General features: G+C 63.6%; 10 protein-coding genes. 3 read left to right on the top strand and 7 right to left on the bottom strand.

The window, feature by feature from the left end; all coding sequences use genetic code 11:
• Positions 1 to 25: 25 nt before the first annotated feature.
• The 4 genes from NKI61_RS09845 to NKI61_RS09860 all read right to left on the bottom strand — a co-directional run bounded on the left by NKI61_RS09845 (position 26) and on the right by NKI61_RS09860 (position 6469).
• Positions 26 to 1672 carry a vWA domain-containing protein gene (locus NKI61_RS09845; protein WP_352839259.1) on the bottom strand — a complete coding sequence of 549 codons (1647 nt, stop codon included), beginning with the start codon at positions 1670 to 1672 and terminating at the stop codon, positions 26 to 28.
• Positions 1673 to 1907: 235 nt separating this feature from the next.
• Positions 1908 to 2906 (bottom strand): GlxA family transcriptional regulator, encoded by a 999-nt coding sequence (locus NKI61_RS09850; protein WP_352839260.1) that lies wholly within the window; start codon positions 2904 to 2906, stop codon positions 1908 to 1910.
• A 17-nt stretch (positions 2907 to 2923) separates the two neighbouring features.
• Positions 2924 to 3823: a bifunctional methylenetetrahydrofolate dehydrogenase/methenyltetrahydrofolate cyclohydrolase FolD gene (folD, locus tag NKI61_RS09855; protein WP_023669302.1), complete on the bottom strand. Its 900-nt coding sequence runs from the start codon at positions 3821 to 3823 to the stop codon at positions 2924 to 2926.
• Between the two features lie 354 nt (positions 3824 to 4177).
• Positions 4178 to 6469, bottom strand: a complete 2292-nt coding sequence (locus tag NKI61_RS09860; RefSeq protein ID WP_352839261.1) for a GumC family protein — start codon at positions 6467 to 6469, stop codon at positions 4178 to 4180.
• A gap of 198 nt (positions 6470 to 6667) precedes the next feature.
• Here NKI61_RS09860 and NKI61_RS09865 point away from each other — a divergent pair, with 198 nt between their 5' ends.
• The gene (locus tag NKI61_RS09865; RefSeq protein ID WP_352839262.1) at positions 6668 to 7963 is read left to right on the top strand and encodes a lipopolysaccharide biosynthesis protein; all 1296 of its coding nucleotides are present in this window, start codon (positions 6668 to 6670) and stop codon (positions 7961 to 7963) included.
• Here the strand turns inward: NKI61_RS09865 and NKI61_RS09870 are convergent.
• From NKI61_RS09870 to NKI61_RS09880, 3 genes are read right to left on the bottom strand one after another with little or no spacing between them, the layout of a single operon-like run.
• Positions 7960 to 8883 (bottom strand): DUF6492 family protein, encoded by a 924-nt coding sequence (locus NKI61_RS09870; protein WP_352839264.1) that lies wholly within the window; start codon positions 8881 to 8883, stop codon positions 7960 to 7962. The two genes, NKI61_RS09865 and NKI61_RS09870, sit on opposite strands and share 4 nt — an antisense overlap.
• Positions 8880 to 9674 carry a WecB/TagA/CpsF family glycosyltransferase gene (locus NKI61_RS09875; RefSeq protein ID WP_023715617.1) on the bottom strand — a complete coding sequence of 265 codons (795 nt, stop codon included), beginning with the start codon at positions 9672 to 9674 and terminating at the stop codon, positions 8880 to 8882. Before NKI61_RS09875 ends, NKI61_RS09870 begins: the two co-directional genes overlap by 4 nt.
• A complete protein-coding gene (locus NKI61_RS09880) occupies positions 9671 to 10843 on the bottom strand; it encodes a glycosyltransferase (protein ID WP_023715616.1) in 1173 nt (390 codons plus the stop codon). The genes NKI61_RS09875 and NKI61_RS09880 overlap by 4 nt, the downstream gene beginning before the upstream one ends.
• A 167-nt stretch (positions 10844 to 11010) precedes the next feature.
• Between NKI61_RS09880 and NKI61_RS09885 the strand changes: the two genes are divergently transcribed.
• Both NKI61_RS09885 and NKI61_RS09890 read left to right on the top strand, forming a co-directional pair.
• Entirely contained in the window at positions 11011 to 12009 is a 999-nt protein-coding gene (locus NKI61_RS09885; RefSeq protein WP_023692395.1) for a glycosyltransferase family 2 protein, read from the top strand.
• Positions 11978 to 13297, top strand: coding sequence for an O-antigen ligase family protein (locus tag NKI61_RS09890; RefSeq protein WP_023746238.1), 1320 nt, complete (start codon positions 11978 to 11980; stop codon positions 13295 to 13297). The genes NKI61_RS09885 and NKI61_RS09890 overlap by 32 nt, the downstream gene beginning before the upstream one ends.
• Positions 13298 to 13332: the final 35 nt, after the last annotated feature.

The raw sequence follows: 13332 nt of genomic DNA on the forward strand, positions 1-13332 counted from the left end.
CCCTTTGGTGAGGGATGGATGGAGATTACGGCTGAACCGTAATCTCGCTCCGTTCGCCGGCCTTGACCGTCACCGGCATTTCCTTGTCATGGCCTTGATCGGACATGTGGCGGAGGACGACATAGTCGCCGGCCGGGATAATCTGCTGCCAGGTGTCGCCATAGTTCAGGCCGAGCGCCTTGCGGTTGCCCTGGATATCCTTCTTCGACGACAGCACCTCGATCGAATAGGCGCCCGGCGCCGACATCACCAGCACGCCGGCATCGAGCGTCACCTTGACGTCCTTGACGTCGCCAACCTTGACGCTGAAAGGCTGCTCGACGGTTGCGAGCTCAAGCGAGGTGACCGCGACATAGTCGTCCGGCGGCAGCCAGAACTTGCTGTCGGGCCCATAGGAGTGGGCGACATCGTCACGCGAGCCGTCGATCTTTTTCTTGGCCTTGACGATCTGGACGCTGATGCCCGAGGAGTCGGCCTTGTCGCCACCTGCAGTGTAGTAGGCGTTGACGGCGGCATGGCCGACGCCGACGACTATGTCTTTTTCCACAGTCTGCCCGGCGGCGAGCTGGATGTTCTCGGTCACCGAGCCGCTGCCGATCGCAACCGTCACCTTCTGCTCACCAGCCGGCACGATGATCCTGGTGTCGCCATAGTGGGTGGTGCTGCCGCCTGGGAAGGCGAAGTCGACATGGGCTTCGTCACTGATCTCGGCGCCCTGGCTTGGCTTCGGATGGATGAGCATGGTGCCGGCGTTCAAGGTGAAGAGCGGCTTGTAGACCTGGCCCGCCTCGATATTGACCTTCTGTTCCGCCCGAGCTTCGTCGGCGCGCGCGACGACGACATAGTCGCCCGGCTCGAGATTGGCCTCGTAGTTGTTGTACTGGGTGGTGACGGCCTCGCCGCGCGTGCCATCGGCCTTGGCCTTGTAGACCTCCCAGGCATTGCCGTCGGTGATCGGATCGCCGCCTTCCGCCATGACCACGCTCGGGATGAAATTGAATTCGGGCTTTGCCGGTTCAGGGGCAGGCGCCGGAGCGGGTGCCGGCGCCGGCGCGGCGACGGTTTCGACCAGTGCTTCCTGCAGCGCCTTCTCGTCCGAGGCCTGGATATATTTGCCGCCGGTGTTGTCGGCAAGGCAGGCGATCTGCTTGCCCTCGTCAGCGGTCAGGCCGAAGCCGACGACGTCGACGGTGAAATCGACGCCTGAGGCCTCCAGTTCCTTGCCCAGCGCGCACGGGTCACCTTCGCAGGTTTCAAGCCCATCGGTGATGAGAACCACGGTCGCCTTGTCCTCGGTGTATTTCAGAGCTTCGGCCGCCTGCTTGACGGCTGCGGTCAGCGGCGTCTTGCCGAGGAATTTCAGGCTGTCGGCAGCGGCCGAAATGGCGCTAGCCGAGCCGGCTTGCGGCGGCACGATCAGCTCGATGTCGTCGCAGCTGCCCTTTTCGCGGTGGCCATAGGCCATTAAGCCGATCTCGTCGTCGCCCGGGACCGACTGCAGTACGGTCCTCAGCGATTCGCGCGCGATCTCGAGCTTCGGCTTGCCGTCGATCTGGGCCCACATCGAGCCTGAAGCGTCAAGAATGATGATAACCTTGTTGGCGGCAAAGCCGAGCGAAGTCATCGACAAAAGGAGCAGCGCCGCAGCGACGCTCCGCAAAAATTCCGCCATCGAAATCTCCTTGAGGCCGCCCTCTGATCCGCGCCGGAAGCTATTTGACAGCGCGTCCGGACACAAGCCTGGAGCGGGTTACTAGATCATGATGAGATTTGGATGAAATCTCATCATGATCTAGCCCTTTGTTGGAGCATGATCTTTTCCAAAAACCGGCACCCACTTTTTGGGATCATGCTTCTAACGGTTGCATTGTAATAGGATCGGCGCCGGCAGAGCTGGCACCACGACATCAGTAGGTGGTGCGCCGCTCTTCGGAAGGCGGACGGCCGAACTGCAGCCGATAGCTCTGCGCGAAATAGGAGTGCGAGGTAAAGCCGGTGGCAATGGCCACGTCGAGGATCGGCATGTTGGTCTGGCGCAGCAGTTCGCGCGCCCGCTCAAGCCTGAGCCGCATGTAGTAACGACCGGGCGTGACGCTCAAATGGCGCAGGAACAAGCGCTCGACCTGGCGCACCGACAGGCCCGCCGATTTGGCAAGCTGCACGGCTGATAGCGGCTCGTCGAGATGGTCGGCCATCAGTTCGACGATGCGCCTTAGCTTCTCCGACTTGCCGGTCAGGTCGCGCTCCGGCCCGACGCGCTGGCGGTCGCCGGCGGAGCGGATGCGCTCATGCTGGAACTGGTTGGCAACGCCGTTGGCGAGGTTCGAGCCGAAGTCGCCACGCACGATCTCCAGCATCAGGTCGATCGAGGTGGTGCCGCCGGCGCAGGTGTAGCGCTTGCGGTCGATCTCGAAGACGTTGCCGGTGCAATTGATGTCGGGAAAGCGCTCGACGAAGCCGGCGCGGTTTTCCCAATGGATGGTGCAGCGATAGCCTTCGAGCTGACCGGCTTCGGCCAGGAGGTAAGAGCCCACCGACAGCGCGCCGAGCGCATTGCCGCGCCGGCCCCAGCTGCGCAGCGCCGCCAGCACCTTGCTCTTGCCGGGGAACTCGACCGACAGGCCCACCGACACGAATAGGATATCGACTGGCGGCAAATCGGCGACGGCATAGTCGATCTTGAGCGGCAGGCCGTTGGAGGCCATGACGGGATCGCCGTCGGCCGAGACCGTCGTCCAGCCATAGAAATCGCGGCCGAGCAGGCGGTTGGCCGAGCGGAAGGTATCGATCGCCGCTGCCAGCGAAAACATCGAAAACTTGTCGACCAGCAGGAACGCGAATTGCCGGCCCCCTTGAACGGGATCATCCACGACCGGCCGTTCAGAGGGTATAGCAAGGTTCGGCAAAGAAGCTGCTTTCTGGGTCAGAAGGAAGGCCGCTTCAAGCCGGCCGCAAGGTAGGCTGAGGCTAACGTATTGGCCATCAGCATGGCAATGGTCATCGGTCCGACACCGCCGGGCACGGGGGTGATGGCGCCGGCGGCCTTGGCCGCTTCGGCATAGGCTACATCGCCGACGAGGCGGGTTTTGCCTTCGCCCTTCTCGGGTGCGGCAATGCGGTTGATCCCGACATCGATCACGGTGGCGCCGGGCTTGACCCAGTCGCCCTTGATCATTTCGGGCCGGCCGACGGCGGCAACCAGAATGTCGGCTGTGCGGGCCAGCGCCGGCAGATCCTTGGTGCGGCTGTGGGCGATGGTGACGGTGCAGTTGGCGGCAAGCAACAGATTTGCCATCGGCTTGCCGACGATGTTGGAGCGGCCGACGACGACCGCGTTGAGGCCGGAAAGATCCTTGCCGCGCACGCGTTCGATCAAAAGCATGGAGCCGGCCGGCGTGCAGGGCACGAAGGCTGTTTCGAGTTCGCCGGTGCCGAGCTTGCCGACATTGATGAAATGAAAGCCGTCGACATCCTTTTGCGGTGCAATGGCCTGGATGATCTTGCCGGCATCGATATGGGCGGGAAGCGGCAGCTGCACCAGAATGCCGTTGATGGCCGGATCGGCGTTGAGTTCGCCGATGATCTTCAGCAGTGCCGCTTCCGACGTGTCGGCCGGCAGCGTGTGCTGCAGCGAATGAAAGCCGCATTCCTTGGCGGTGCGCGACTTCGACGCGACATAGACCTGGCTTGCCGGATCCTCGCCGACGATGACCACCGCCAAGCCGGGCTGGGCCTTTCCCTTGGCGACCAGGTCCTCGGTCAAGGCCTTGACCTTCTGAACCACGTCTGCGGCGACGATCTTTCCGTCAATCACTTCGGCCATGAACCATCCTCGACATCATTCCAGCCAAGGCGCGGCGCGCCTTGAACGTTGCTTCGTGCATGTCGTTGTTCCAAACGTTCGGCCCATTCGGGTAAAGCCCGACGGCAGCGCTTTTTTGGGCGTCATGCTGCGCGGCATTTTCACGAAATTTGGCCTAAGCAATCCCGTCAAAGCGCCGTCACATGCCGTAAACTCGAAACCGGCAGCTTTTATTCTGTGCTGACGGGCTCAGAGCGACTCATCCTTTCACGGAAAGGCTGAACCGCTTTATTTCTTGTTTTGTCGCAATTCCCAAGGGAAAGCGCGCTACGCGCTTTTCCCGGGAAAACCGTTTCACACTTTTCCTGGAATTGCTTAGAAATAGCGGCGGTGCGAACGGCTTTCGGTGAGTTCGCGCACCGCTTCGCGAAATTCGCGCAGGCCGGCGCGGATATCGTCGATTTGCGCCTGCTGGTCTTCCGGCGCCGCCCCAGCGCGCTGCGGAGAAGACCACTGCCCGTACGCCGCGGGCATCGGCTGAGCCTGCGAATAGGCATAGTCAGCCGGCTGACGAGGCTGCGCGTAGCCAGGCTGCTGCGCAGGGGGATTGGCGTTCGGAACCTCGTTCCGGAAGTCCGGCTGGCGATAGCCCACAGTCTCCTGCACCGGCTTGGTATATTCGGCGGCTGGTTGGGCGCGGTAGGTCTCGACGGGCCGATCGCCTGACGTCCCGCTACCCGGCGTGGCTTTGCGCATCGCCGAGAACAGTCCGTCGAACAGACCCGGGCTGCGGGCGGGAGCGGTCTCGACCGGCAACACCGGAGGTGCTGCCGGCGGCGGCGGCGCAGGCAGCGGCGCGCGATAGATCTTGTCCTCGACCGGAGGGCGGCGCTCGTCCATTCTGCCGCGCGAACGCGAATTGGCAGCGCCGCGCAGGCTGGCACAGGCGCCGCGCATGGCGCCGAGACCGATGCCCGAAGCAAGCCCGAGCAGCAGGCCGGCCAGCGCTATTACAGCCCGCGACGGTCCGTTGGGTTCGAGCGGCGGTTGCGCTGGGGTCATCAGATTGATGTTGGTGGTGTTGATGTTCTGTTGTTCGCCGGTCTCCTTGGCGCGCAGAAGGTACTGTTCGTAGACGGAGCGTTTGGCCGTGGCGTCACGCTCCAGTTCGCGCAGGCTGACCAGATCGCTGTTGACGTCGCCGCTCTGGACCTTTGCCTGAGCCAGGCGGGAAGCGAGATCCTGCTCAAGCTGAACCGAGCGCTTCAAATCGACCTGCAGCGACGAGGCGATGCGGCGCAGTTCGCCTGCGATGCGCTCGCGCGAGCCGTCGAGCTGGGCGTTGAGCGCCTGGTATTCGGGATGACGCGGTCCCAGACGCACGGCGGCGCGGTCGGCCTCCTGCTTCAAAGCTGCATATTGCGCGCGCAGTTCGCTCATCGTGTTGGAATTGATTTCTTCCGGCAACGTGCCGTTGATGACCGAATTAACGTCCAGCGAACGCGCCGACGCGGCCCGGGCATTGAGTTCCAGCGTACGGGCCCGGGTGACTGAGAACTGCTCGTTGAGCTTCAGCATCTGGTCGTCGCTGATCAGATGGCCCTGCGCGTCAACGAGATCATGCGTGGCCCTGAAATCCTCGACCTTGCGCTCCGCTGTCTCGACATCCTTGCGCAGGTCATCGAGCTTGGCCGTCAGCTGGTCCGTCGCGCGCCCGGCCATCCCGAACTGGTATTGGGCCGCCTCCTGCTGGAAAACGTCCCTGGTCGTATTGGCTATCTTCGCCGATTTGTCGGCGCTTTGAGTGGTGGCGCTGATGGAAACGACAAAGCTCTTGCCGCTGCGCTCAACCGACAGGCTCTTGGCCAGATTGCCGACCGCCAGCGCCTGGCGGCGCACTTCACCGCCGCCGCCAGGGCCATCCTGGCGCGACAGTATCGAGCGAATGAGCGACAGGACGCCAAGGCCGCCAGAGCCCTGTCCGTTGAATTCCGGATCGTCGACGAGATTGAGATCGGCCACGACCTTGTCGAGGACCTTGCCGGATGTCACCATCTTGATGCGGGTTTCGACAACAGCCAGCGCCGCATCGGGCTGCCCGACCGGTTGGGTGAGATCGTTGTCGGAAAGCTTCAGGTCGCCTGGCTCGATGACCATCTGTGTGGTGGCTTCGTATTTCTTCGGTGTCGAAACGGCGACGGCGACGCCGAGCACGGTGCCCAATATCGTCGTCGAGACGATCAGCAACTTGGAACGACTAATGCCGCGGACGACCTGGAGCGGATCGATCAGCGGCTTCCATTCCTGCCCGTCATCGTCGTCGCGGTCCGGTCGCTGCTCGTGGAAAGAGCGGAGCTCATAGGCGGCGTGCTGCTGACGCCGGCCGGAAACAGGCTCCTCACGCGCGCTGGCGGCCGAAACGGGTTCGCCGTCGGCCTGGAACTGCGGCGGCTCGGGCGGTGACGTTGGCGCCGGATTCGACCGCGCCTCGCGTTGCGAGCGGGCTATGCGGTGACGCGTGGCGGCGTCCTCGCGCCATGACGGATCCACCCGGTCACCGATCGAGACCGCCGACGCATCCGCCGCCTCATCGCCGCGCACGGCTTTGCCGAGCGCCAGGAGGGAGCGCTCGCGCCTCCAGTCTTCACGGTTTTCCCTGTCGACCATTGTCTCGAAACTTTACCTTCGACGGCGCAGGAGCGGCGGTCGGCCAATCGTTAAGTCACGCTAAACAGGCATGGGAAACAAAAGGTTAATTTCCGAAGTCTGCAAGTGAAAGTTTCTCGCTTCGCCACGCATTGCCGGGATCTGTAAAATGGCGTCAGAACCGCACGTTAAGCTTTCCGGCTTACGGCTTTCCTCGATATGACGCAGGCCAGCGACATACCGCAAAGGCGGACACTCGCCCGCATCGGCACCTTCCTCGCCGAAAGACGGGGGCTGTTTCGCGACTATCTTTCAGCCATCAGCGGCGCCGGCGGGCGGCTGGTGTTCTCGCTTGCCTATTTCATCGCACTTGCCAACACGCTGTCGATTGCCGAGTTCGGCATGTTCGCCACCGCCTCGGCGGCCGGCGTCATGCTGTCGCGCATCCTCGCTTTCGGCTTCATCTCGGCCCTTTACCGCACAGCCACCATCCGCCCCAATCTGATCGGCACCTTCACCGCCGGCTTCCTTTTGCTTGGCGCCGTGTCCTTACCACTGCTGGCGGCCGCCTCGTGGGGCGTCTACCTGATCTTCTTCGCCAGCACCGTTCCGCTGGCCGTCTTTGCCGCAATCGTCTTTGCAGAGGCGCTTTTGTGGCGGCCGGTCGAGGTGGTGCTGATCGTCAACAACGGGCTCGGCAAATTCGGCCGCGCCGCCGTGCTGTCGATCGTGGCCACGGCGTTCCGCGCGCTGGGCGCCGTGCTGTTCATGCTATCGGGCCAGCACAGCGTCTGGATCTGGTCGTTGTTCTACATCGGCGCCAACGCCGCCTCGCTGCTGCTGGCCTTCGGCTTCTATTATCCACGCCAGCGGCTGAGGCTGCGCACCGAGCTCTATCTCAGGCGGCTTGCCGATTCGATCTATGTTGCCGGAGCCGAAGTGCTGTTCTACCTGCAGTCGGAATTCGACAAGCTGCTTGTGCTGGCGATCGGCGGGCCGCATCTGGCCGGTATCTATGCCATCATCATGCGGCTGGTCGACCTGACGGCAATACCGATCCGCACCTTCTCGATGATGCTGGTGCAGAAGATGATGCGGGCGCCGGAGCTGTTGTCGCGACTGCGGGTCAAGAGCGGTATCGAAGCCGGCGTGTTCCTGGTGTCGACATTGGCGCTGGCCGCACTCGGCATCGTGCTGCATTTCTTCCCCAATGCACTTGGCCGGAATGTCGCCGAGGCGGCGCCCTTGGTGGCATTGGCAATCGGCGTGCCGGGACTGCGCAACCTGGTCGAATACCAGGCCGAGCTGCTGTTCGCCCGCGGCCAGACCGCGCTCAGGGCGCTCAACCTCGGCCTGCTGGCGGGGCTGAAGGCGGTGCTGTTGACCTATGTGCTGACCACGATTGCCGACACGCCCAGGCTTGTCGTATCGCTCAATGTCCTCTTCCTGCTGCTCTATCTCGCCTCGGCGCTGCTGACCTATTCGGCGCTGCGCAAGCCCGCCAAGGCAATCTAAGCCAATCCGATCAGGCGGCGGATGCGGCCGATATCGGTGCCGATGAAGGATTGCATGCCGATCGCCACCTGCCCCGGTGCCATGGCAGCGACGAAGCTGCGGAATTCGTCATCCGACAGCGCCTCGCCGGTCCAGTGCACGCGGCAGAATTCCTCCGAGCCGTGGAAATGGCCAGCGCCCTTCAGCACATCGTCGACATAGCGGCCGTAGATCATGCATTCGGAGAACCGGCGCACTGAAGCGATGACCTCGACCCAGCCGCGCGCGTGCACCTTCTCGATCTCGGCGCACATCGCCGTCACGGTCTGACGGCGCCAGGCGATCAGCGTCGAAATATAGTCGTGGTTCGAAACCTCGGATGCATCGATACCAATCGCCGAGGCCGCATTGCGCGACCAGATGCGATGCTCGTCGTGACCGTCGCTCGACAGCACGCCGTCGCGCCGGAACAGCCGCACCTTGCCGTCGCGCCAGAAGGCGCTCAGATCGAATGGCTTGAGGAAGGCGACGTCGGAATCGCAGAAGACCAGCACGTCTTCTCCAGCATGCGCAGCGATGGCGATGCGGCGCAGCTGCTGCACATGCCAGCCGCGCAGCGGCTGGGTCTTGAGACTGAGCCAGATGCGACGGCGAAAGAGGCTCATCGGATCGTCGAACACACGCAGCCAGCGCGGCAGCAGGTCGCGCTCGTCGACAACGCTGCGGCGGTCGTTTTCCAACTGGCGAAACAGCGCCACGTCGCGGTGCTCGACCAGAATGTAATGATGCGCCAAGCCGGAGACATGGCGGTCGAGGGTCTCGCACAACAGGCGGCAGCGTTCGAAATCCGGCGCATAGCTGGCGGTCACCACCGCCGCCGTCGGCGTTTGCGGCAGGGCACCGGTCTCGGCTGCAGGGCTCGGCACGACGCGGCTGTTCACCGCAACTCTCCGGCGGGCTCGGGCCGACGCGAGAATTTCTGCCTGACGACACGCAGCAGGAACACCGGATTGCCGACGACGTAGCGGCGCCACAGCCGGCCGGGCTCGATGCACAGACGGAACAACCATTCGAGCCTCAGCTGGCGCATCCACAGAGGCGCCCGCGGCACCGTGCCGGAGAGAAAATCGAGCAGCGCGCCGACGGCGATCGGCAGCGTGCAGTGGCGGGCATCGATATGACGGGCGATCCACAATTCCTGGCGCGGCACGCCCATGGCCACAAGCAGCACGTCGGGCCGCAATGCCTCGATGCGATCGACGATCGCCTGCTCTTCGGCGGGGGAGAAATAGCCGTCATGGATGACGACGAATTCGTGCTGCACCGCCAGAGCGGCTAGCCTGACCGACGCCGCCTCGGCGTTGGCGCGGGTGGCGCCAAGCAACCCGACGGTCAGCGGCCTCGCCGATGCCTGCAGAAAGGCCGGAATGAGATCAGTGCCGTTGAGATTGTCCGGGAACGGCGCGCCGTAGAGCAGCTTTGCCGCCAGATCGACGCCAACGCCGTCAGGCAGGATGAGGAAATCGTCGAGCGCCTCGGCAAAGACCGGATCGGTAGAGGCGATGTTGGCGTTGTGAGCGTTGAGAAAACTGACCTTGGTGAAGCGCCGCTCGGCAATCAGACGAGTGAGCAGCGCGATCGCGTCATCCCAGCCGATGGCAAGGACCGAAATGCCAAGGATCGTCTTCAGCGTATCGAGCCCGAAGGCGGCGCGGGCGGTGTGCATGTTCATGCAAACACCTCCTCCCCCACCGGCCCGAGCTTTTCCAGGCCGAGCCTGATGGCGGCATCCAGTGCCTTGATCTGCCGGCGATGGAAGGCGCTGCCATCGACATCCCTGACATCGGCCGCCGCTGCCTCCAGCGCGCCGGCGAAGGCGGCCGGATCGTCGGTGACGAAACAATTTGCCGGGCGATGATCGATGCCGCGCAGCGAACGGCTGGTGGCGACCGACGGCAGGCCGAGTTCGAAGGTTTCGATGGTCTTGAGCTGAACGCCGCTGCCCGCGGTGCTGATCAGTGGGATGACGGCGGCGCCGCGCACGAAATCCTGGGCGTCGGGCACGCGGCCGACAAATTCGACACCGGGATGGGCAGAGGTGATATCCGACGGCATGTTGCCGGCGACTCTGATGCGAAAGCTCCGGCGAAGATGCGGCACGACTTTTTCCAGGAACCAGTCGAGGCCGATGCGGTTCGGCTGCCAGGTCCAGGTGCCGATCAGCGCCGCGTCGCAATCGATGCGGCGCGGCTTGACCGGCTTTGGCGCCGTGGCAGTGGTCACCAGCGGCAGCACCGCCGAGCGGTCGTCGCTGGCAACGCCGAGTGCGGCGCGGTCTTCCTCGGCCAGCGTGAAGACGAAGCGAGCCCGGCGGCAGAGCCGCTCCTCCATGGTCTTGAGCAGCCTGGCCTCGCGGGCAAACAGCAGGCGCTGGAAGCGACTGTTTGCTGCTGCCGCATTCTCTTTGGCCGAACCATGTTCGACATTGTGGGCGACGAAAATCGAGGGACGGTCGGCGAACAGTTTTTCAAAGGCGCCGGCGAACTGCACCGAATTCAGGACATAGCCGTCGAAGGGACCGGCGCGCTCGATCGCGGCACGGACTTCGCTGTCGGAAACCGCGCGCAGCTTCACGGAAGCGAAGGTGAGCCCTGACAGCACCGCCTTGCCAAGCCAGGCGAGCTTCTGCCGCGCCGAGGCGCTTTCCGTGCGCACGTCGACGGCGCCGAGCACGAAGGTGTTTTCGGGGTCGCTGGGCGCCTTGCCCGGCCAGATGAAGCCAATGACGGTGACGCGCACGCCGGCGCGCCGCAAGGCGGCGATGATCGCAGCATTGGCGATCTCATAGCCCGAAGCGAGAGCGCCGTCGGGCACGATCGATGTGGCGAACAGCAGATGCATCTCACCTATCCAGGCGTCAGCCACTAGCAAAGCTGGGTGAACCCTTGATTAAATCACGCAACGCAACGGCTGAAAGGCGCGGACCGGCAGGCGCCGCTGCGAAAGGTGATTAACGAAACGTTATCGTCGCGGTGTTATCGAAAGCCAGATTCATGCGGCTGGAGCGGATGATCCCTTTGCCATCGGACGGTTCGGTTTCGATTGCGGGACGCTCTCCGGGGCTCGCCGCAGAGACGATGGAAGCCGTCGTCACGCTGCCGACCTTCAAGCGGCCGCAACTGCTGCTCGAAACGCTGGCGTCGCTCAAGGCACAGCAAACCAGCCGGCGCTTCGCCGTCATCGTCATCGAAAACGAGGCCGAGGCGCGTGAGGGCGCCCAGGCGGCCGTGCCGCTGTTCGAACGCGACGATATGAAGGGCATGGTCATCATCGCGCATGAGCGGGGCAATTGCAGTGCCTACAATGCTGGCTGGCAGACGGCGATCCTGCATTTTCCGGATTTCCGCCACCTGCTGGTCATCGACGATGACGAGATCGCCGACGCGGACTGGCTGGAGCGCATGTGCAGGACGGCGGAGACGCTTGGCGCCGACATTGTCGGTGGCCCGCAAGTGCCGGTGTTTACCGATCCTGCTCACGCCAAATGGGCCGAGCACCCGGTGTTTGCGCCGCCCTATCGCCAGACCGGGCGCGTGGCCGCACTCTATTCCTCGGGCAACCTTCTGGTCGGGCGCAATGTGCTCACCATCATGGGGCCACCCTTCCTCGACCTGCGGTTCAACTTCATGGGCGGCGGCGATTCCGACTTCCTCAGCCGCTCGGCGCAGAAAGGTTTCGTGCTTGGCTGGTGCGCCGAGGCAAAGGTGCGCGAAGGCGTTCCGGCCCGGCGCGTCGAGGCTGACTGGATCCGCGCCCGATCCTTACGCAACGGTGTAATCTCGACGCTGGTCGAAAAGAAGAAGCGCGCCGGCACGCCATTCGCCGGCGCCAAGGTGTTTGCAAAAAGCCTGGCGCTGCTGATAGCCTCGCCCGTGCGCGGCGCAATCAAATTGGCGCGGACAGGATCGCTGTCGACGGCGCTTTACCCCGTCTATGTCTCGCTCGGCCGCGTGCTTGCCGAATTCGGATACGCCAATGAGCAATACAGGCAGCCTGAGAAGAACTGACGAGCTGCTGCTGGGCGGCATCGTCACCCGCGACGGCGTGGCGACGGCGATTGCCGCGCTTTTGTTTGCCGTCGTCATCGTGTCGTTCCGGCCGTTTCAGCCGGCAGGCGCGGAACTGACCGGCGACGGCGGCGACATCGTCAACCAGCTCGGCTTCAGTTCGCTCGGCGCCATTTCGACCTTCTCACTGCTGACGTTCGCCGACCCCAAGATGGTGCGCTCGCTGCTCAGCCCGTCCTGGATCCTGATGCTCGGCTTTTTCATGCTTTCGGTCATCAACGCGACCGACCCGTCCTCGGCCATGCGCGCGGCCTTCTTCACGCTGCTTGGCGTTCTGACGATAGCGACGGTCCTGGTGCTGCCGCGCGACGCCGACAGTTTTTCGAAAGTCATCATATTCTGCGCGATCGTCGTTATCGGCCTGTCCTATATCGGCCTCATCGTCTTTCCGCATGAGGCCCTGCATACGGCCGATTCGCAGGAGCCCGAACATGCCGGCCTGTGGCGTGGTGTGTTCGCCCACAAGAACATTGCCGGACCAATCATGGCCTGCTTCAGCTTCGCCGGCCTCTATCTCTTCCGGCGCGGCCAGAAGTTCTGGGGCGTGGCGATCTTCGGCGCGGCGATGATCTTCATGCTGCACACCGGCTCCAAGACGACGGCCGGCCTGGTGCCGTTCTCGATCCTGATCGTCGTGCTGCCGGGCCTGATCGGCATGCGGTTCGGCACGCCGATCCTGTTTGCACTGGCGATCATTGCGACGGCCATCGGTACCTTAGGCATCGTCTTCATCCCCCCGGTGAAAGAGCTGGCGGCCACCTATTTCCCCGACCTCACCTACACCGGGCGCACGACGCTGTGGGAGTTCTCCGGGGAGATGCTGGCGAAGAAGCCCTGGACCGGCTACGGCTATGAAAGCTTCTGGGGCACGCCGCTGCTGCTGAGCCAGGACCAGCCTTTCGACCGGGCCTGGGACATCCGGACCATCGTGCATGGCCATGACGGCTATCTCGACATTGCGGTGCTGATGGGCATCCCGGCGCTGTGCGTTGCCGTCTACACTTTCGTGATCGCGCCGCTGCGCGACTACATGCGCATCCCGCCGCGCAAGGAGAACATCTATCTCGGTGACTTCTTCATGATGGTGGTGCTGTTCACGGCGCTGAACGCGTTCCTGGAAAGCTTCTTCTTCCATCGCGGCGACCCGGTTTGGCTGTTCTTCGTGCTCGGCGTGCTTGGCTTGCGGCAAGTGTCGCTGCGGCCGATCGCGGTACGCCGGCGACCTTGACCGGCTGGCCTGATCCAGCACCCCTTGAGGGGCTT

It is taken from the genome of Mesorhizobium sp. M0514, assembly GCF_040321145.1.
GTDB lineage: Bacteria > Pseudomonadota > Alphaproteobacteria > Rhizobiales > Rhizobiaceae > Mesorhizobium.